The following is a 20,665-nucleotide window of genomic DNA, read 5'->3' on the forward strand; positions in this document are numbered from 1 at the left end:
AAATAAAATCTACTGGTTAGTCTAACAATAGAACGACTATCCAGACTAATTAAAAAGCGAGCATGATGACAGTATTTAAACCAAAAGTAGTTAAAAAAATCCTTGGTGTCGTGTGTTCTTTGTCATTGTTTTCGGCAAGTGCACAGATCATACCTTCTCCACCTCAAGTGAGCGCGAAAGGTTATTTCCTGGTCGACTTCACGACAGGTAAAGTCATCGCTGAAGGAGAAGCTGATACTAAGCTTTTACCTGCAAGTTTAACCAAAATGATGACCAGTTACGTGATTGGGACGGAAATTCTTGCTGGAAATATTTCTCCTAATGACATGGTTACCATCAGTGAAAAGGCTTGGGCAAAAAATTTCCCTGAATCTTCAAAAATGTTTATAGAAGTAGGGAAGAAAGTCAGCGTTGATGATTTAAACCACGGCATCATTATTCAATCAGGAAATGATGCATGTGTTGCAATGGCCGAGCATATAGCTGGCAGTGAAAGTGCTTTTGCTGATTTGATGAATGCACATGCTGAAAAGCTGGGTATGACCAATAGCTATTTTATCAATAGCCATGGTTTAGATGCTCCTGAGCAATTCACTACGCCCAGAGATATGGCCACGCTAGGGGCTGCGCTGATCCGAGATGTTCCTGATGAGTATGCTCTTTATAAGCAAAAATCATTTACTTTTAATGGTATCAAGCAATATAACCGTAACTCGCTGCTGTGGGATGCAAGCTTAGATGTGGATGGCATCAAAACCGGCCATACCGCAGAAGCAGGCTACAGCTTAGTCACTTCTGCAACCAAGGGCGATATGAGACTCATAGCCGTGGTAATGGGCACAGAGAGTGAACGAGCGAGAAAAGTAGAGAGCAAAAAACTGCTAAACTACGGCTTCAGATTTTTTGAAACCATTACACCTTACAAAGCAGGTGATAGCTTTGCAGATCAACGTATTTGGATGGGTAACAAAGAAACCGTTTCTTTGGGTATCACACAAGATACGCCCATTACTATTCCTCGTGGCCAGCGTAAGAATTTAAAAGCACATTTTGAGTTGGATCAAACGTTGACAGCTCCCCTTGCAAAGGGCAGTACTGTAGGTACTTTGTTCTTGCAACTTGAAGGGGAAGATATCGCCGAGTATCCACTTGTGACACTCGAAGAAATCGAAGAAGGCAGTTTCTTCAGTCGCATATACGACTACTTACGTTTACAGATCATGCAATAACCCTGTGCAGAGTATGTATATAATGCAACAGCGCCTCTACTTGAGGCGTTTTTTTTTGCTGCAAAAATGATAGAATGCCCGGCATTATTGAGGTGATGATGCCTAAGTGAAAACAATTCACATTACACAATCATCGCTTAGTATCTGTAGTGAGGAAACCGTCATGGTAACACCTGTAAAAAACACTAAGTTTGATGAGTACTTAGAATTCCCTTGTCCGTTTACTTTTAAAATTATGGGCCTAGCAAACGTAGATCTGACAGATCAAATTCTGACTAAAATGCAAGCTATTGCACCTGGCGACTACGCTCCAAAAGTAAAGCCAAGCAGCAAGGGGACTTATGAGTCTGTGACTTTGGTTGCAACGGTAACGTCAAAAGAACACATTGAGCAGATATATACCGAGTTAGGTAGTATCGAAGCGGTTCGTTACGTATTGTAATCAGGGAAGTCCATGAGCAACCATCATGTCATCATTCGTCATCTAGGACGAAAAAGTTACGAGCCAATATGGCAAAAAATGCAGCAATTCACAGATCAACGTGATGAATCTGCGCCAGATGAAATCTGGCTCGTTGAACACGATCCTGTATTTACTCAAGGTCAAGCTGGTAAAGCAGAGCATCTACTTGCGCCGGGAGATATTCCTGTTGTGAAAGTTGATAGAGGTGGCCAAGTAACTTATCACGGTCCTGGGCAGCAAATGATGTACGTGCTATTCAATTTGCGACGTCTAAAAATTGGCGTGCGTGAACTTGTTACTTGGCTCGAAGAAACCATTATTGATGCCTTGCAAGAGTATAATATCAATGCCTACGCTAAAGCAGACGCTCCAGGCGTTTACGTCGATGATCGTAAGGTGGCTTCTTTGGGATTAAGAGTGAGAAGAGGCTGTTCATTTCACGGGCTTGCACTCAATGTCAATATGGACCTTAGTCCATTTTTACGTATTAACCCATGCGGCTATGCCGGCATGGAGATGGTACAAACTAGCGATATAAATGGGCCTGATTCGCTCGATACAGCGGGTCAAGGGCTCATCAAACATATGCTTAAGCGCATTAACGCTGAGCATGTTGTTCACACTGAAGGGTTTGAGAACGAATGAGTAAACCAGTCAAAATGGAACCGGGTGTAAAGTTACGCGATGCTGAAAAAATGGCATTGATCCCGGTAAAAGTACTACCAACTGAACGAGAGCAAATGCTCCGCAAACCAGAATGGCTAAAGATCCGCTTACCAAAATCAAGTGAGCGAATCGAAGGGATCAAAAGCGCTATGCGAAAGCATGGCTTACATTCTGTTTGTGAAGAAGCGTCTTGCCCTAATTTGTCTGAATGCTTTAATCACGGTACAGCAACTTTCATGATCTTAGGTGCTATTTGTACTCGTCGTTGTCCATTTTGTGATGTGGCACATGGTCGTCCGCTGAAACCTGATGCGGCAGAGCCAGAGAAGTTAGCACTTACCATCAAAGATATGAAGCTCAAATATGTGGTGATCACCTCTGTTGACAGAGATGATTTACGTGACGGTGGTGCCCAGCACTTTGCAGATTGTATTAGAGAGATCCGCAAACATAACCCAGGCATTACCATTGAAATCCTAGTTCCTGATTTCCGCGGTCGTATGGACCGTGCACTAGAGATCTTAACTGAAACGCCACCTGATGTGTTCAACCACAACTTAGAAACAGCACCGAGACTATACAAACTAGCTCGTCCAGGTGCTGACTATAAATGGTCTTTAGAGTTGTTACGTCGATTTAAAGAAGCACACCCTGAAGTAAAAACTAAATCAGGTTTGATGGTTGGATTAGGGGAAGAGATCCCTGAAATCGAAGAAGTACTAAGAGATCTACGAGAGCATAATGTTGATATGCTGACAGTTGGTCAATATCTTGCGCCTTCGAAGCACCACTTACCTGTTAAGCGTTATGTTCCACCAGTAGAGTTTGACGCACTAAAAGACTACGCAGACGAAATTGGCTTTTCACATGCTGCATGTGGCCCATTCGTTCGCTCAAGCTACCATGCTGATCAACAAGCTGCTGGTAAAGAAGTTAAGTAGTTTATCTTTACCCATAAAAAGCAAGTCTCACGACTTGCTTTTTACCCAACCTTTTATTTAACTATCAACTGATCTTCCCATAAATGGATGTGATTGGGGTTTGTCAAATTGAAGACCTTCACTGCCATGGTCTTTCCGGCCGCATTTTCACACTCGATAATTTGATACAAAACTTGATGCGCTGGATTCGTCAATACTTCATTTTTTATAAATACATCCGAATGAAAAGGACCTTTGCGGTCTTCGCCATGAAATAATCCAAGCGATACACCCCGATTTGCCAAAGTTGTACAGTAAGACTGCGTGTTTTGGTTATTAACACTAAGACGGCTTTCAATCTTATATGCTGAATGATAGCCATATGAATACGGTATATAAATAAACTTACCGGCAGGCTGTAAAGAAACTTGCCAATCGACAATTGGCGCGCCTGGTACATTGACCAACACATTGAACTCCTGCCCAAATTCGTCAGTACACCCGATATGAACCGTCTTAGGATCTTGCAGTGCACTTTCATCACTGAACTCCGTTTCCATCGTCAAACTAGTCAGCACATGGGAGTTTATAGAGACATTTAAACTCGCAAGATTAGTATGTGTGCGATTGGAATACACATTGGCATTGTCACAGCGACTAAATTCGTTGCTAAGTTGTACGTTAAGTATCAGTTTGTGGGCATGCTCACTTGTAATAGCCACACTACTGACGGGTCCATAGGCGTAACTGGTTGTGCGTTCATAACCATCGACATCGGCCACATTTTGTACCGATGCATAAGAATTTAAACTCGCTAATAACGTACCAATGGTCAGTGATAATTTAGATAAAGACATAATAATTTCCTTTCATATTGAGAAAAAAATTTGTAGTCTGTACTGCTTACTCAGCTATCCATTGAGTAAAAAGTTAACAGGCAAATTCTCTAATATCAAAAGCCTTTATCTCCGAATAAACACCCTGAATTTGAAAATCTTCTTATTTAAATCAACAAATTAAAAAATTCACTCAAAGGGCGATACGGGAACCCTTTGAGTTTAATAAGAAGTCATTAGAAAAAATCAGCTATCCTATGTAAAACACCAAAATCCATCATAAAAACTAATTTCTCAGTCACCAAAACTACAAGTTGGCTTACCTGACAAACCCTGGGGGTTTGTTTAGAGAGCTCATAATATTACGCAGGATCAGTAAGCGCGTAATAAACTAACCGAACTTACGATACACAGCACACGCGTAACTATTTACGCAGTTATTTCGGAGTCATTTCTTACCCCTTCAATAACTTGAGTAATATCCATTAAATACACATCTTCAATCAATGAAATAACATCATTCCATCTCGGGTTATATTCATTGTTTTCCCAGCGCCTTAACGTACGCTCCTCTATACCATAACAAGCAGCTGATTCAGCTTGTGTATATCCCCTGCACTTTCGTGCATACTTTAATAATTGCGCGCCTTTTGGTGTACGCACTAACTTGACAGGTTTTGGACTTAAGTCAGCACCGCTATGAGCAGACACCAGATGCTGAGATAGTCTAGACTTCATTTGTGTATTAAATGTTGGGTGGTTGGCCATATTCACTTTCCTTATTTTTTTACGCAAGCAAGTACGTTTGCACTCAAAAGTGCCCTACTAACTGTTATAACTTACCGTAATTAATGCATACTGAACCGTACTAAAGCTCGGTCTGCGTAATTTTTTAATAAGTATAGAGCAAAATATTACGCACCACAACCGCTAATAAATTTATTCCTGCGTAAAAAATTGCATTGAGTTTATTTTTAAAGCTCCTTATAATGTCCAAATTGACGCTTAAATAGATGTGATGTAGGAAATGAAACCCATTATGGACGGAGAAAGTTACCTAAATACCCTGGCTGAACGTGTAGAGGAAGCTATAAAGCCTCACAGTATCAGGGCATTTGCGTCAAAAATTGATGTTTCTGAAGGCACTTTGCGTCGAATATTAAAAGGCGAAGACCCTAAGCTCAGTATTATTGAAAGGATTTCCAGTGAAGCACAAGTGAGTTTATTGTGGTTGATCACAGGAGAAGAGAGCTGCGCCCCTGACTCAACATTACACCCAATTGTAAAACTGGATGAGTTCAATGACGCCTTTGTATTAGTGCCAGGCTACCATGTCTCAGTTAGCACAGGACACGGCGCCTTTAATGATCAAATGCAAGTATCGAGGCATTTAGCATTTAGAAAGAAATGGCTCGAGTACAAGAACCTCGAAAAGAGTAAATTGGCAGTTGTATTTGCCAAAGGCGACTCTATGGAGCCAACCATTCACAATAACAACACCATTTTGGTTGACTTGAGTGACAAGAAGCTCAGCGAAGGTCTGATCTATGTAGTAAGGCTTGGTGAAGAACTATATGCCAAGCGACTACAACAGTACTTAGATGGCTCGGTGAGGCTTATCAGCGATAATAAAGAATATGTTGAACAAGTCGTAAAACCCGACGAAATGGAGCAGTTGGAGATCATCGGAAAAGTAGTGTGGATTGGTAAAGATTTAACTTAGCTTTTTTCAAACACCGCATGGCACCTTAAAAGACAAAAATTAGCTGCGGTATAAAGTATTGCAGCTCCAATTAATAACACCTTCTCACCTCAAAGCTTGCATATTCATTACCACACTTTAATTACGCTCATCCATCAGCATGACCATTAAGTGTGTAACTGTAAAATTTTACACCTTAAAAAATTCAAAAAACCACAATAAAATCAAATAAAAAAACAACCAATTTAAAATAAAGTATTCTTTAAGTAACTAGCACAAACCGCCATATATGATGGTGACATCTAGAAATATTTTACTTTATTAAATGCTAACTCAGGTCGATAGACTGACCATTATGCTGTGAACAAGGTAGTCGGCTAATGAAATTTATTGATATTTTTGATACATGGAAACAATTGGGTGCACTAGAAAACACCTTGAGCGATGATCACCAACAAATAAGCTATCAAGATGCAATTCTACGTATCAATACTTATCGAAACTGGCTCTTAGATAACAAGTTAACCCCACCGATTGCATTTTGCTGCGATCAGTCAATTGAGCATTTAATGATGTTGATGGCCTTATTGAGCACCGACATAAATTTTGCTTTATTACCTGGCAATCACACTGAGTTTGATGGCGACATATTTGGAGACCAATTACATATGTCCGCCCACTATCATAGTGATTTAACACACATCACAATCAACAAACATGATAGGGGTAATACCACAACGATTGCGGGTGCGGTCTATTTTGTTACTTCAGGCAGTTTAGGCTCTCCAAAGGTAGTCGTGCATCGGAGAGAAAATTTAGTCGCCAACTCATTTAATGTGTTAGAGCGCCTGCCGCTTGACCATGAGAATCGCGTCCTTATTCCTGTTCCGATTCACCATATGTATGGTTTTGGTGCAGCGCTGTTACCTAGTTTGCTTGTTGGCGCTACAGTTCATATAACAAGCAACCTTAATATTATTAAATTTAAAACTGTCGAACATCACTTTGTTCCAAATGTTATTTACCTCACTCCCCATATGCTAGATGGCTTGCTCTATAAGCCAAATCACGATCTGAGCTATCAATTTATTGTCAGCGCCGGAGACTGTTTCGGCAATCATAAATATACTCGAGCCACGGCCAAATTTAAGCAGATTTTTAACCTTTATGGGTCTACCGAATTGGGAGTCATCGCAATTGGGGAAGTGCAAAAAGCCGGTCAAGAGATCAATGATGCGGTTGTGCCATTGAGCGCAGTAGAAGTCAAAATAGACAAAGGAAAACTTACTGTTAAGCATCCTTTTGGGTTTGACTATTATTTGCACCAACCAAAACAACAGTCACTCTTCACAACGGGAGATCTCGTCTCAATTTCAAAGCATAGTGGCTTTAGAGTTATCGGAAGAGACACATTTAGTGTAAATAGAGATGGCCGTTTACTTGCCTTTTCTGAACTGGAAACTCAAATCAAAAGACATCAAGACATAGAGGATGTCGCCCTAATAAAGGGCAAAGAAGATATAAAGGGGCACACTATTGTTGCAGTTGTTGGGTCAAGCACTCAGGCAGATCCCAAAGTTCTCTGCAAACAATTAACTGATTATTTACCGCCCTATGCAATGCCTGCAAAGGTCATTGTCCTCCCGCAGCTGCCAAAGCTGAGCAGTGGAAAAATTAACCGAAAAGAAATAACAAAACTTTATGAGGGATCAGAAATATGATTGATGCATTAAAACAGCTTGTCGTAGAAAAACTCGATGTGAATCTCAGTTATGACGAATTCGACCACACAACCCCCCTTTTTGAAGATGGCTTGGCAATGGACTCTATTGTATTCACCGAGTTTGTCTTACTGTTAGAGAAAACCTTCAATGTTGAATTTGAGCATGACTCACTAACTTTCGAGAATTTTTACAATCTTGAAAAAGTGTCGCAGATCATCGCTAAGCACAGTGGCAAATAGCCATGTTGACTCTGACACTAAGTATAAGAAGCCAATATGGAAACTAAAAACGACGAAGCGCAGCTGCCTGTCAGTGATCTGAACCGCAAAGGCTTTATGACCACTTATCCGCCTAGTCGCTACTGGAAAGGCACATTTCAATCCGAAGCATTGGATAACGACAGACTAAATCTGTATATCCACATTCCTTTTTGTATTCAGCGATGCAGATACTGTTTTTTCAAAATTATAGAGTTGTCTGAGAGTAACCAGCAGGATATAGACAATTATGTCGACTACCTATGTAAAGAAATCGCGCTAGTATCGAAGCAATATGCATGGTCTAAACGTCCGGTCGATACGCTTTACTTTGGCGGGGGTACACCGAGTTTATTAAAAGCGCGTCATCTATCCCAGATCATGGATACCCTAAACGCACATTACACAATGGCTTTATCTGAGTTTGTATTTGAGGTGGAGCCAATTACGTATAATAAAAAGAAGTCAGAAGAGCTCGCACAATTTGGTATTACGCGTCTTAGTTTTGGGATCCAGTCTTTTTGCGATGAAGTCGTCGCAAAGACAGGCCGAAAAGACACTGAAACGATGAACATAAAAGCCATTCAGCGGGCACTCGATACCGGTGTTATCGTCAATATTGACCTACTCAGTGGGTTGGAGGGGGAAACCGAACACAGCTGGCGATACAGTATTGACCGCGCGATTGCGCTCAATGTTCATTCGATCACTGTCTACAAAATGGAACTTTATCAAAATTCAAAATACTTTAGTGATCTACATAAAAACAGCATCATCCTACCAACGGATGACCAAGAAATGGCGTTTATGGATTATGCCATTGAGCAACTTCATGCTCATAGCTATCAAAATTCTACATTTTTTACTTTTACCAAAAATGGTGATTACCAACAAAAGCATTTACATCAGCGTTGGCAAGGTGAAGATACCTATGGATTTGGCGTTTCGGCCTTTTCGTCTTTACAAAGGGAATACATTCAAAACACTTCGAGGCTAGAGAAGTATAAAGCAACTATCGACCGAGATATGTTGCCCGTTGAGCGAGGTGCAAAGCTCACATCAATGGATTTGATAGCCAGAGACATAGTACTGGGCATGAAAACATCTCGCCTTGATTGCAAATGGCTCAAAGCAAAACACGGAGTTGATTTATTATCCCCAAACAATGTGATGCTACAAAAATTAATAGAGCAAAATTTTATTGCTGTACAAGAGAACACAATAAAAATGACAAACAAAGGTGTGTTTTATGGCGATTTTGTAGGTAAAGCGCTTAGTCGGCACTTTTTAGACTCATTCGCTTAATTGCCAAACCGTACACTACTCTATGGCGGTAGACACCTGACTTGGGTTCCCGTCGCCTTTATTACGAGTGTCTATTGAGGCGTATACATGATAGTTGACAGGTTCTTATACATTAAAAATTACCCCCTCAATGATTGTAAAAATCCACTAAATGAAACGGGTTTAACAAAATCTAATCGGACTCATCGTGGTGACACTCCAATAAAATAAGGAAAGTTCAACTTGGTAAATAACTACCCAAACTTATTTGTCGTCGGCGCACCGCGCTCAGGCACAACAGCTATGTGCCTGTACTTAAAGCAACACCCGTCAATACATGTATCTATTTTGAAAGAACCCCACTACTTCGCAACAGATCTGATGGTGCAACCACATACAATCACTGAAACCAATGACTATCTAAAGTTATTCGTCAACTCACCTATCAATGCTGAAGGCTCGGTGTGGTATCTCACCAGTAAAGCTGCAGCGCACAATATTCACACACATTGTATAGACGCAAAAATCATTATTATGCTGCGCCGCCCGTGGGAGCAGATACAGTCGCTTCACTCGCTCTATTTACGCACTGGAAATGAAGATCAAGCTGATCTTGAGCGCGCTATATCACTTTGCCAAAATAGGCGAGAAGGAAAGTGTATTCCACCAGCGAGCTACTTTCACGACGGGCTGCAATATTTGAATAATGCCAGTTACTATCAACACGTCAAACGCTACATAGAAGTCTTTGGCAAAAATGTAAAAGTGATTTTATTTGATGATTTTATTCAAGATACGCACCGCATCATGGCCGAAACCTTTGACTTCATAGGCACAGTCCCCTTTGATGATATCGAGATTGACCAACAACAGGCCACACTCAAAATCCGCAATACTGTACTGCGTCAGCTCAAGCAATTACCTGAAAATATTCGCAACAAGCTACACCGCAACCACGTTCGTGTACACAAAACCGGGCAAGTCTCTTCGATGAGTAAATCTCTAAAGCAGTACCTCATGGACTACTATTACACCGATATTCAATCCACTGCGAATTTACTAGATCGAGATTTAATCAGCTTATGGTACGAGCGATAAATAAAGGACAGTCATGATTAATCTACACTATTTAACGCTACTCAAGAGATTGAAACATAGACACGAACACCTCAATGGCGAAGCCGTTGAAACCAAATTTCTTCATTTGCTCTCCTTAAAAATGCCCGATGTTGGGTTTGATCAGCTCCCTTACAACCCGCAGTGGCCGCAGTGGTTTGCGCATGAAAGACGGTGTTTAGTTGAGCAAAGTAATACACTAAAGTTGGCAGAAATTCAGCATATAGGCAGCACTTCAATCCCGAGTATGTGTTCAAAAAATATCATCGACATTGCTGCTAAAACCCCCTATGAACCCGATGACATTCACGTACAGTCTGCGCTAGCACAATTGGGTTATACATTTTATGGCAGAAGCCCAATTCATACGCAATGCAGTTGGTACTGGAAAGTCGAGTCTCGTAAATGTTATGTATTACACCTCGCCCATCACGCTCTCCCCTGCTTTAGCGAAGCCATCCTTTTTCGTGATTATCTTAATTCAAACAAAAAGCAAATCGCTAAATATCAAAAGTTCAAAGATCACGCTTTTGCTTCAAGTTCTGACATGCTGTCATACTCTGTGCGCAAAATTGACATTTACTGCGACATACTAAACGATGCAAAACACTGGTTAGCAACGACTAAACCATGAATGTAAGTCAATTGATGGGTTATAGGGTGGGGCTTTTCTCGTTCAAAAAAACAGTGTCACTTCTTCAGTTTGTGATGAAGTGACACTGATGTATTGCCATTAAGGTTTATTTTTGTATGGTCTTGTTAGGCCATGTTACCTAGCATTAAAGCTTTTTCCATGCACCACTTTTTCCAGGTTCATCACCTTTAGTCCACCACAGTGCCTGATAACGTGCACACAGGTTAGACGCATCGCAATGATTTACCTCTTCACCAGCGTTGTATGCCACTTTTACATGCCATGGAAACTCAGCTTGGCTAATCAATTTCCAAGCATCAGCAAAACGCGTCGGCTCAACACCAGATACCCAATATTTGGCTTCCCAAACAAGAGTTTGCTTCACTTCTTGGTCAAAGTGACTGACGCGGTCTCCGGTATTGTAAATTGCAGATGCATCATACGCAGGGTGCCCACCAGTCCCTTTTGGCGTCACAGTCACCGTCACAGTATCCGTGTAGTTGTCCACTCCATTGTCAGAAACACTTAGCTGGAACACCAATTGTTCAGCCTGAGTTACTTGAGGAGCTGCAAAGGTTGCCTTATTGGTATCACCGCCTACCAATACAGCCGTGCTACCTGACACTTGAGTCCAAGCATAAGTAAGTGCATCACCATCCGCATCGGATGTCGCACTACCATCTAATAATACGTTTGCAGTGCCTGATTCAACTTGCTGATCTGCACCGGCATTCACTACAGGTGGTGTATTTACAACACTATCGCGCACCGTAACAACGACTTCATCACTTGTACTACCGCCTTTGCCATCATTGGCTGTAAAGCGCAATGTAATTGTGGCTTCACCAATTACATCAGGCGCAACAAATTCTGCGTTTAGTGCGCTTGTTACACCAAGCGTCACCGCAGGGCCTGACACTTGTTGCCATTGATAGGTCAACGCGTCATTGTCCGCATCACTGGCTGTTGCAGATAACTTGACAACTGACCCGGACAATACACTTTGATCCGCACCGGCGTTGACCACAGGCGCGCGGTTTGAGCCGTCAACCAGTGGGTGTCCAAGAGATTCATGCATCCAGTTTAAGATGTCGCCGTTATCGGTATCAATTTCCCAACCAAACATACCTGCAAGGCCTTCTTGGAATACAAGTTCGCCTTTCGCTTTTATCGATCTTTGATCATCGTAAGAGATCAAATCCCCCGTGCTTGGACGGTAAATATAAGGTGCCTGCGCAACTGTATCGTAGTGGTACTCCCAATCGGGGTGTTTTGCCCACTGCGCAATGTTTGCATACATTAACGTGCCCGGCTCAAGTTTAAATGCATCCGCTGGTGCAGATGGTCCAGTTGCAGTGCCCTGCATATGGTGTGTACCAGGCGTATGCTCAACACCCGTCCAGCCTCGGCCATACATTGCAATACCCGCGATCAGTTTATTACCCGGTACTCCTTGCGCCTTGAGCAGATCAATACCTGTTTTTAGATTGTATTGTGTTGTACGTACATCAGAAGGTTTGAAATCAGAAGGATAAACCGCGGTTTGGTGACCTAGACCTTCTAAGTCCCAAGCGCCAAAATAGTCATAGGACATCATAAGAATATAGTCCATATACTTAATCGCTTCGCCGTAGTTGACCTTTTCTAATTTATCAAAACCGACATTGATGGCAGATGTTAGCTCGTATTTTCGACCTGTACGTGCTTCCTCTTCATCTAGCATTGCGCGAAGCTCTTTCATCAGTTTGATATAAGTTGCGCCATCACTTGGTGAACCTAGGTTAGGGTTTGCCGCCGCAACGCCTGGGAATTCCCAGTCGATGTCAATGCCATCCCAAAATTGCCATGTTCTCAAAAATTTACGACATGACTCAACAAACGTTTTTCGCTTGGCATCATCGGCCATAAAGTAGAAAGGATCAGATAAAGTCCATCCGCCAATAGATGGAATGATCTTAAGGTCGGGATAGCGTTGCTTCAATGCCATCATCTGACCATAGTTACCCTTGATAGCATCTTGATTCACTTGGTCACCAACAGGCTTCATATAAGCAGCCCAAGGATCTGGTGGCGCAAGTTCGAAGTCATTTAATCCAGCGGCAACACGTTGAAACGTATTGTAGCCAGTTGGGTTCTCTTTTTGAAAAGACTCATTAGGACCTGTGATAGCGACAAAACCATAAAAAATATGGGTTAAATTTTCCGCCGGAATATTATCGATGTAGTAGTCCATTCCCTCTACACGATACACGGACCATTCCGCCGCATACGCTGCGACAACTTTACCCGTTGTGTTGACGTATGATCGGTTTGTCATTTCAATCGGAAAACGAGGATCATTTACCTTCATTGGCAGTGGATCTAAATGGCTCCCTGCTGTATCAGCAACAACGAGCACTTTGTTATTAGTGCTGTCACTACATCCGTCCAGATTACACAGCTGCACGGTTAAATTAAATTTACCGCCTTTTGTAAATGTTAATGTTTCTACACCCGATTGCGAGCTGCCTACCTCAGTCAAAACTCTACTATGTACTACTTGCCCATCAAGTAAAATCTTAACTGTTTCGCCAGCTTCCCCAGTCCACTTTGACCAAGGCACAGAAACATCAACACTTGGCGCGACGACGACATCTTTATATGCCAGTGAATCTGTAATTGTTACTAAACTATGTTTTTCGACCATCCACTCTACTTTTGGTGCGCCAGGTACCGCAGCAAAAGCAGGAAGAGAAGCCATAAAGCCAGAGAGAAGCAATGCTTGCTTCACTCTGCTTAATACCCTGTTGTGTGATTTTTTCATTTTATTTCCTTCTACATGTTTTTCTTGTTTTACAGGTTATTATTTGCCTGCCTTTTTAAATTTCAGAGGGCCTTTATTACCACCTGAAAAATACTCTCCTATTAGATATTGCCCGTCATCAGACAAAGTTAAGGTATGGACACCTTCAGTTGTCCAGCCTGGGATCTGTTGTGTTACTTGGACCTTAACCGTAATGGTATCTTGCTCTCTCTTGCCAGCGCCATGTTCAACAAAAGGTATGCCTTTGAATTCAAGGTAATGTGCAGTAAAGATTTCACTACCCTGTTGCGACACTATCAAATGACCATTGGCAAAATTACTGTTGTTTACGTCATGCCATAATCCTGCAATACGCCTCTCGGCAGCTTGCTCCTTGACATTGGCCACATCAGAGACAGCGCTGTCATCAGCGTGAACAAGAAAAGAACAATGAAGTGTCAAAAATAAGATGATTGGACGAAAAGAAATACGCATGAGCTCATGTCTCTCTGAATTTAATTAACAAAACAAAAATACTGTTAACACCAATGTACCGAATATAACGCAAAACACAACCCACTTTAGGGACTAAAAAGTAATCACCGCAGTTCAATCTCTTTTTCTTTGCATGCACCCATACTTATAAATTTCCCTACCAAGTTGAAATTCAAGCTTATAAAAATTGAACAAAGTTAATTTCCTCAAAAACAAATAGTAAAAATAATTGACTAAATAACATTCAATGCCACGCCTTGACGACATTGAAAAACGTAGATACTTATACGTCCTTGGAAGTCTTGCAATTTTTCCAAACCGTCTAGATAAGCAATCATGCAAAGTAATTCTTGCTACGTGAACTAAAATTCAAATCATCACGGTCATCTGTCGATACTTCAAAGTTTTTTCTAAACATATAGGAAACGATATGGCACAGAACACCTATACCCCAGAAAAAGTGTGGCAATGGGAAGCTGGAAATGGCGGTAAATTTGCAAATATCAATAGGCCTACAGCTGGTCACCGTTTTGACCAACCACTGCCAACAGGTAAACACCCTTTGCAATTGTATTCATTGGCAACCCCAAATGGAGTTAAAGTCACTATTCTATTAGAAGAGTTGCTTGAAAAAGGGATCAATGGAGCAGAATATGATGCATTTCTCATTGATATCATGGAGGGTGAACAATTTTCTTCCGGGTTTACAGATGTTAATCCGAACTCAAAAATCCCCGCTTTGGTCGATACCACACACCAACCTGCAATAAATGTGTTTGAATCAGGTTCAATCTTACTTTATCTAGCAGAAAAGTTCTCTGAGTTTATCCCTGACAAACTTGTAGATCGAACAAAGTGCCTTAACTGGCTATTTTGGCAAATGGGTTCAGCACCTATTTTGGGGGGTGGATTTGGCCATTTTTACGCGTATGCACCAGAAAAATTTCAGTACCCAATAGACCGTTACACCATGGAAGTAAAAAGACAGTTGGACGTATTAAATATTCATTTGCAGAATAATCGCTACCTGTGTGGCGATGACTACACCATAGCAGATATGGCTATATGGCCTTGGTATGGGGTACTTGTAGAAGGAGGTCTATATGAAGCCGCTGAATTTTTAGACGTGCAGGCATATCCAAACGTGATCCGCTGGGCTAAACAAATCTCCGCAAGACCTGCTGTAAAAAAAGGGCGAATGGTAAATCGCACGTGGGGGGAAGAGCACGAGCAGCTTCATGAGCGCCATGACAGCCACGATTTTAAATCAAAGTCCCAAGATATACACACAGCTAAGTAACAAGGTTACTGCGTTAGCCTCATTTGAATGAGGCTTCCCGCTCGCTGTTAACCCTGCTTAGACATATATTCACTCATCCTTTCTTGCAGTTCCAATTCACTTAAATCTTCAATATGCGTAGCGATCGTCCATATATGGCCAAATGGATCTTCAAGTGTTCCCGCTCTATCGCCATAAAATTGATTCTCTACCGCTCTGAGTTCTTTTGCTCCCATAGCCAAAGCTTGAGAAAATACCATATCCACGTCTTCAACATAGTGCATTAAAGTAACGGGCGTACCGCCAAGTTGATTGGGCCCTTTAAAATGCATGTCGGGACATTCATCACTGATCATGAGGTGAGAATTACCTATTTTAAGCTCTGCATGGGCAACACCACCATCTGGCATATTCATTTGTAATACCAACTCGGCTGCAAATACCTTTTGATAAAATTGAATTGCCTGTGTAGCACCCTGCACAATAAGATATGGTGTTAAAGCGTGATAGCCTTCGGGAATTGCGTTCACGGCCATTGTAGTGTCTCTCAGTTGCTAGTTAGTCTGAATAAAATTAGTCTATTTATTGCAAAGCACAAACGACTGTGACCACAAAAACCAAGTTTTACCAATCTGAATATCCGCTTTTCTTCGTGAAAAAAAACGCTAAACTATGCGTTTTTATCGCCGTTAGGGGTCATTATGCAGCGCAAAAAATTAGTCAACCAACTTACTGAATTACTCAAGCCCTTCCAGATAAATGACTTTTGTCCAAATGGGTTACAAGTCGAGGGTAAAGACAACATCACAAAAGTAATTACCGGTGTCACCGCTAGCCAAGCGTTGATTGATGTCGCGATAGAAAAGAACGCCGACGCCATTTTGGTACATCACGGATATTTTTGGAAAGGCGAAGAGCAATCAATTACAGGCATGAAAAAACGCCGAATCCAAAGCCTCTTAGCGCATGACATCAATCTTCTTGCTTATCATTTACCCCTTGATGTGCACCCAGAGCTTGGAAACAATGCACAGCTCGGAAAATTGTTAGACCTAGAAATTGAACGCCCATTAGAGCCGTGGAACAAAAACAGTGTTGCAGTTAAAGGAAAACTCAAAAACCCGATGACGGTAGATGAATTCGCGAAACTAATAGAAGATAAGTTGGATCGAAAGCCGCTCGTTAATCAAGCTGGCGACCATCTCATTAAAACCATTGCTTGGTGCACAGGTGGCGGCCAAAGCTTCATCGACTTAGCAGCGAGTCAAGGTATCGATGCCTACCTGACCGGCGAAGCATCAGAGCAAACAATTCACAGCTCCAATGAGCAAGGGATCCACTTTTTTGCAGCTGGACACCACGCCACTGAGCGTTACGGGGTGAAAGCCCTGGGTGAATACTTAGCCGACAAATACGACCTAGATGTAGAATTTGTCGACATCAATAACCCGGTATAAATATAACATGGCTAAAAAGCACTCCACCTCCGTGCCAACGGACCGCAATTTTTGCGATATTGCCGGAAAATTTAAAAATAACATTTACGGCACGAGTAAAGGCAAGATCCGAGAAGCGGTTCTAAAACGAGACTTGAATGAATTACTGAGCGAACACTTCGACAATAAACCACTCAGGATCTTAGATGTTGGGGGTGGACAAGGGCAACTGTCGCTATATTTAGCTGAACTCGGCCATAAGGTTATTTTACTTGATATCTCTGCGCAAATGTTGGCCATTGCCAAAGAGCGCGCCGAAGCACGGGAAATTTCATCACTGTCGTTTATCAATGCAACGCTGCAACAGCTCACAGAATTAGAGCTTGGGCAGTTTGATCTTGTACTTTGCCATGCCGTACTAGAGTGGGTTGTGGACCAAAAGGCGGCTTTGACAATCCTTAATAATTGCTTAAAGCCAGATGGTGTTTTGTCCTTGATGTACTTTAACAAATCAGCACAACGGTTGGCCAATATGGTCTACGGTAATTTTGATTATGTATCAAACGGTCTTCAAGTGAAACAGAAAGTGGGCCTGAGCCCAAACCAACCCCTTGAAAGTGAACATGTAGACAGTTGGCTCGCCGAACTATGTTTATGCACTTTAAGCAAGACAGGCGTTCGCTGTTTTCACGACTATTTACGTGAACTTAATAAAGCAGATGAGCAATTCGAAGAACTACTGGCACTTGAACTTAAATACAACAGAGCGGAGCCATATGCCTCGATTGGCAGGTACACCCACTTGCTCTTGAAGCAGGACCGATAGAAGGTAAAAGAAAGCGGCCTTAACACAAAATACCCACCACGGTATCAATGTTAAGGCCAAGACATTTGCTGTAAGAGAGCAGCCATTCAACGTTGACATAGTTGCATGAATTTGTCCCTTGAATCCCTTTGAATTAAATTGAAAAGCATTAAAATCATAAACTTAAATTTTTAAATTAAATTTTTTCATCACTAAAGTGCAGCAATATATAATCGTATAACTGCCGTTTTTTTGTAGCAACTCCCTGCCCGCCAGCTGACAAAATGACTTCTTTTTGTTTTTCTGAATCAACCCATGTGTAAACGTAAAATGGCGTCTGATCACCTGTTGAGCGCATCGCTCTAAGCAGCTTTAATCCAGCCAAGGGTTCTCCATCACGTCCCATATCAGAGATCACGACGGTATACTCGTACATACTTAACAGTAACAATGCTTCTTGGGTTGATGTGGTGTTGTAAACACCTATTTTTTGCTGCAAAAAATAACCTTGCTCTTTGACATTATTTTTGGGGTTGTCGTCTACCCACAAAATACGTCCTTTCGCATCTGTCGGTTCGCTGACTTTGAAGCCTGCATTTTGTTGATGTATAACTGACTGGTTTATCACTAACCAAATACATGCTGAGCACATCAGTAAAGTGACACCTATCCAAAACTTCAAATGTGCCCCATCTGAACTATGCTCTGCTCTGAGTAACTCTAGTTGAACCCTGGTATCTTCAGAAGCATATTCGAAGCTGACTACTATCTCAGGGTTGAATTTATACCCTTGGCCTCGAACAGTGATAATTAAATCTTGATCCACGCCAAGACGCCGCAACAAACTGCGAGTATCGGAGATTAAGCGCGGCAGTGACCAAGGTGAAACCACTGAATCAGGCCACAAGTGAGCGACAAGCTCATCCTGAGCGCAAATTTTAGGCCGAGTATCAATTAAATAAACTAACAACTTAAAAGTGCGCTCTTCCAGAGCAACACTTTTACCATCCACTTTAAGGCTTTGGCTCCTAATGTTTAAAGCTGCATTAGAAAATTGATATTCCATATCACTATGATTTCCATTTAATTAACTAATAACCAAAAGAATTCATAGACTATACCAAAGTCTTCAACAGAGCTAGCCTTTATCGCTAGTAATAATGTCTAATAGAACAATGATATAAGCGAATATTGTCCAGATTGAGGCCTGCGTTCATCCCTCTAAATTGAAATTCACTGAATACAAACGATTCCTCATATCTGTGGTCAAGGTGAGGACGTTATCGACAAACATCAATGAGCAATTGTTCAGCTATTGCCGATATAACATCTGGGTCTTTTTGCGCCTGAGAGAATGTTCTTAGGCCATAAATACCGACAATTAAACTTTGCGCACGTTGTTCAGGTAAACGCGCACCACTGAGATCCCCCTCTTCACCAGCTTGGACAAAAACCTCTCGCATAACGCTTTGCCACATAACGCACTGTTGGCTGAGTACAGCTTGCGCTTGCTCATCTGTCTGCGCAATCTCATTGATGGCTTTTTGACTTAGACAAGATTGGGTCGGGTCACCGCTTACGCACTCAGCCACAATATTACCTAGATAAGCACTTAACCCACTTTTTGCATCTTTTTCATTGCTAAAGATGGCCTGCAGTTCAGTATTTCGATCTAAATTATATTGCTCTAACGCCGCGAGCAGGAGCCCCTTTTTATTTTCAAAAGCACAGTATATTGATCCTGGGTGTAGACCTGTCGCTTGCTTCAAATCTTGCATGCTGGTCTTGTTAAACCCTTTTTCCATAAACGCATTCATGGCAGCTCTTAATACGGCTTCTCGGTTGAACTCTGCACTTCTCATAGGCTACTCGGGTAAATCATTTAGGTATATCTTAAACAAATTTGAACAAATGTTCAAAATAGCTCTTGAATGATCATTCAAATAAGGCTATTTTGAACAAACATTCAAATAAAGAGAACAACCCATGACAGATATTCTATTTCAACCTTATCAACTGAATTCCGCTATTTCACTGCAAAACCGAGTACTTATGGCACCACTTACACGATGCATGGCGGATGACGATCTTGTGCCCACTGAAGAAATGGCCACATATTATGCTCGACGTGCAGACACAGGTTTAATCATTTCAGAAGCCACCATTATTCGCCCTGACGCTCAGGGTTACCCAAATACTCCAGGTTTATTCACTGACGAGCAAATCGCTGGTTGGAGAAAAGTGACAGATGCAGTACACCAAAAAGGAGGCAAGATTTTTGCTCAGCTGTGGCATACAGGTCGAGTAGCACACCCTTTCTTTTTCTCTGGTGAAAATGTCATCGCTCCCAGTGCAGAAGCTGTCGAAGGGACCGTACCTCGCATGCGTGAATTGACTTACATCACACCGACTCCGGCGACGGTGGCACAAATTGAAGAGCTCATCCATGACTATGCTCAAGCAGCCTCAAACGCAATGGAAGCTGGTTTTGATGGTGTCGAGATCCACGGTGCGAATGGCTATCTCATAGATCAATTTTTACATCATGACAGCAACAAGCGAGTCGACCAATATGGTGAGACACCTGAAAATATGAGCCGATTTGCACTAGAAGTCGTTGATGCCATAGCGGACCAAATTGGTTCCCATCGCACGGCTTTGCGTCTATCACCTGGCGCCTATTTTAATATGCAATCAGATCCGCGTGATAAGGACGTATTTGACTACCTATTACCTGAATTGGAAAAACGCGATTTGGCATTTCTGCACATCGGTATTTTCGATGATCAAATGACTTTCGACCACCTCGGAGGCAGAGCATCTGATTATGTCAGAAGTCGATACAACAGCACACTGGTCGGCGTTGGTGGATTTACACCACACACCGGTGCAGAAGCGATCCAAGCCGACCGTTTTGACTTACTGGCAATTGGTAGACCGCTCATTGCCAACCCCGATTATATTGAAAGAGTTAAAAATCACCAGCCACTGGTAGAGTACAGTGAAGAGATGCTCGCTTCACTTGTATAAATCTAGC

The 20,665-nt window shown here is 41.9% G+C and carries 21 protein-coding genes; 14 read left to right on the forward strand and 7 right to left on the reverse strand.

Annotation, left to right across the window (positions count from 1 at the left end):
• The first annotated feature begins 65 nt into the window (after positions 1–65).
• The 4 genes from N483_RS19840 (at position 66) to lipA (ending at position 3,299) form a co-directional block, all read left to right on the forward strand.
• Positions 66–1,229 carry a serine hydrolase gene (locus N483_RS19840; RefSeq protein WP_036975601.1) on the forward strand — a complete coding sequence of 388 codons (1,164 nt, stop codon included), beginning with the start codon at positions 66–68 and terminating at the stop codon, positions 1,227–1,229.
• Between the two features lie 163 nt (positions 1,230–1,392).
• Positions 1,393–1,671, forward strand: coding sequence for a DUF493 family protein YbeD (gene ybeD, locus N483_RS19845; RefSeq protein ID WP_023398554.1), 279 nt, complete (start codon positions 1,393–1,395; stop codon positions 1,669–1,671).
• 12 nt (positions 1,672–1,683) lie between these two features.
• Positions 1,684–2,337, forward strand: coding sequence for a lipoyl(octanoyl) transferase LipB (lipB, locus tag N483_RS19850; RefSeq protein ID WP_023398553.1), 654 nt, complete (start codon positions 1,684–1,686; stop codon positions 2,335–2,337).
• Positions 2,334–3,299, forward strand: coding sequence for a lipoyl synthase (lipA, locus tag N483_RS19855; RefSeq protein ID WP_023398552.1), 966 nt, complete (start codon positions 2,334–2,336; stop codon positions 3,297–3,299). Before lipB ends, lipA begins: the two co-directional genes overlap by 4 nt.
• 53 nt (positions 3,300–3,352) lie before the next feature.
• Here lipA and N483_RS19860 read toward each other — a convergent pair whose 3' ends face one another.
• Both N483_RS19860 and N483_RS19865 read right to left on the reverse strand, forming a co-directional pair.
• Positions 3,353–4,135, reverse strand: coding sequence for a hypothetical protein (locus N483_RS19860; RefSeq protein WP_023398551.1), 783 nt, complete (start codon positions 4,133–4,135; stop codon positions 3,353–3,355).
• 408 nt (positions 4,136–4,543) lie between these two features.
• Positions 4,544–4,882: a helix-turn-helix domain-containing protein gene (locus N483_RS19865; protein ID WP_023398550.1), complete on the reverse strand. Its 339-nt coding sequence runs from the start codon at positions 4,880–4,882 to the stop codon at positions 4,544–4,546.
• A 271-nt stretch (positions 4,883–5,153) separates the two neighbouring features.
• Here N483_RS19865 and N483_RS19870 point away from each other — a divergent pair, with 271 nt between their 5' ends.
• The 6 genes from N483_RS19870 (at position 5,154) to N483_RS19895 (ending at position 10,831) form a co-directional block, all read left to right on the forward strand.
• Positions 5,154–5,837, forward strand: coding sequence for an XRE family transcriptional regulator (locus tag N483_RS19870; RefSeq protein WP_023398549.1), 684 nt, complete (start codon positions 5,154–5,156; stop codon positions 5,835–5,837).
• A gap of 359 nt (positions 5,838–6,196) precedes the next feature.
• On the forward strand, positions 6,197–7,537 hold the full coding sequence (locus N483_RS19875) for a class I adenylate-forming enzyme family protein (protein ID WP_023398548.1): 1,341 nt from the start codon (positions 6,197–6,199) through the stop codon (positions 7,535–7,537).
• Complete coding sequence (locus N483_RS19880; RefSeq protein WP_023398547.1) at positions 7,534–7,779, forward strand: acyl carrier protein; 246 nt, start codon at positions 7,534–7,536, stop codon at positions 7,777–7,779. Before N483_RS19875 ends, N483_RS19880 begins: the two co-directional genes overlap by 4 nt.
• A gap of 36 nt (positions 7,780–7,815) precedes the next feature.
• The gene (locus tag N483_RS19885) at positions 7,816–9,102 is read left to right on the forward strand and encodes a coproporphyrinogen-III oxidase family protein (protein WP_023398546.1); all 1,287 of its coding nucleotides are present in this window, start codon (positions 7,816–7,818) and stop codon (positions 9,100–9,102) included.
• A 222-nt stretch (positions 9,103–9,324) separates the two neighbouring features.
• Positions 9,325–10,179, forward strand: a complete 855-nt coding sequence (locus N483_RS19890) for a sulfotransferase family protein (RefSeq protein WP_023398545.1) — start codon at positions 9,325–9,327, stop codon at positions 10,177–10,179.
• Between the two features lie 13 nt (positions 10,180–10,192).
• Complete coding sequence (locus N483_RS19895; RefSeq protein WP_023398544.1) at positions 10,193–10,831, forward strand: GrpB family protein; 639 nt, start codon at positions 10,193–10,195, stop codon at positions 10,829–10,831.
• Positions 10,832–10,976: 145 nt separating this feature from the next.
• On the opposite strand, the gene N483_RS19900 is transcribed toward N483_RS19895, so the two are convergent.
• Both N483_RS19900 and N483_RS19905 read right to left on the reverse strand, forming a co-directional pair.
• Positions 10,977–13,634 carry a glycosyl hydrolase family 18 protein gene (locus N483_RS19900; protein ID WP_023398543.1) on the reverse strand — a complete coding sequence of 886 codons (2,658 nt, stop codon included), beginning with the start codon at positions 13,632–13,634 and terminating at the stop codon, positions 10,977–10,979.
• A 39-nt stretch (positions 13,635–13,673) separates the two neighbouring features.
• The gene (locus N483_RS19905) at positions 13,674–14,108 is read right to left on the reverse strand and encodes a hypothetical protein (protein ID WP_023398542.1); all 435 of its coding nucleotides are present in this window, start codon (positions 14,106–14,108) and stop codon (positions 13,674–13,676) included.
• A 430-nt stretch (positions 14,109–14,538) separates the two neighbouring features.
• Here N483_RS19905 and yghU point away from each other — a divergent pair, with 430 nt between their 5' ends.
• On the forward strand, positions 14,539–15,408 hold the full coding sequence (gene yghU, locus N483_RS19910; RefSeq protein WP_023398541.1) for a glutathione-dependent disulfide-bond oxidoreductase: 870 nt from the start codon (positions 14,539–14,541) through the stop codon (positions 15,406–15,408).
• Positions 15,409–15,455: 47 nt separating this feature from the next.
• Here yghU and N483_RS19915 read toward each other — a convergent pair whose 3' ends face one another.
• On the reverse strand, positions 15,456–15,923 hold the full coding sequence (locus N483_RS19915; RefSeq protein WP_023398540.1) for a VOC family protein: 468 nt from the start codon (positions 15,921–15,923) through the stop codon (positions 15,456–15,458).
• A 165-nt stretch (positions 15,924–16,088) separates the two neighbouring features.
• Here N483_RS19915 and N483_RS19920 point away from each other — a divergent pair, with 165 nt between their 5' ends.
• Together N483_RS19920 and N483_RS19925 are read left to right on the forward strand one after the other, a co-directional pair.
• Positions 16,089–16,844 carry a Nif3-like dinuclear metal center hexameric protein gene (locus N483_RS19920; RefSeq protein WP_023398539.1) on the forward strand — a complete coding sequence of 252 codons (756 nt, stop codon included), beginning with the start codon at positions 16,089–16,091 and terminating at the stop codon, positions 16,842–16,844.
• 7 nt (positions 16,845–16,851) lie between these two features.
• The gene (locus tag N483_RS19925) at positions 16,852–17,649 is read left to right on the forward strand and encodes a methyltransferase domain-containing protein (RefSeq protein ID WP_023398538.1); all 798 of its coding nucleotides are present in this window, start codon (positions 16,852–16,854) and stop codon (positions 17,647–17,649) included.
• 175 nt (positions 17,650–17,824) lie between these two features.
• Here N483_RS19925 and N483_RS19930 read toward each other — a convergent pair whose 3' ends face one another.
• Positions 17,825–18,694 carry a winged helix-turn-helix domain-containing protein gene (locus N483_RS19930; RefSeq protein ID WP_023398537.1) on the reverse strand — a complete coding sequence of 290 codons (870 nt, stop codon included), beginning with the start codon at positions 18,692–18,694 and terminating at the stop codon, positions 17,825–17,827.
• A gap of 214 nt (positions 18,695–18,908) precedes the next feature.
• Positions 18,909–19,490 carry a TetR/AcrR family transcriptional regulator gene (locus N483_RS19935; RefSeq protein WP_023398536.1) on the reverse strand — a complete coding sequence of 194 codons (582 nt, stop codon included), beginning with the start codon at positions 19,488–19,490 and terminating at the stop codon, positions 18,909–18,911.
• Positions 19,491–19,614: 124 nt separating this feature from the next.
• Here N483_RS19935 and N483_RS19940 point away from each other — a divergent pair, with 124 nt between their 5' ends.
• On the forward strand, positions 19,615–20,658 hold the full coding sequence (locus N483_RS19940) for an alkene reductase (protein WP_023398535.1): 1,044 nt from the start codon (positions 19,615–19,617) through the stop codon (positions 20,656–20,658).
• The last annotated feature ends 7 nt before the right edge of the window (positions 20,659–20,665 follow it).

Source organism: Pseudoalteromonas luteoviolacea NCIMB 1944 (genome assembly GCF_001625565.1).
Classification (GTDB): Bacteria; Pseudomonadota; Gammaproteobacteria; order Enterobacterales; family Alteromonadaceae; genus Pseudoalteromonas; species Pseudoalteromonas luteoviolacea_F.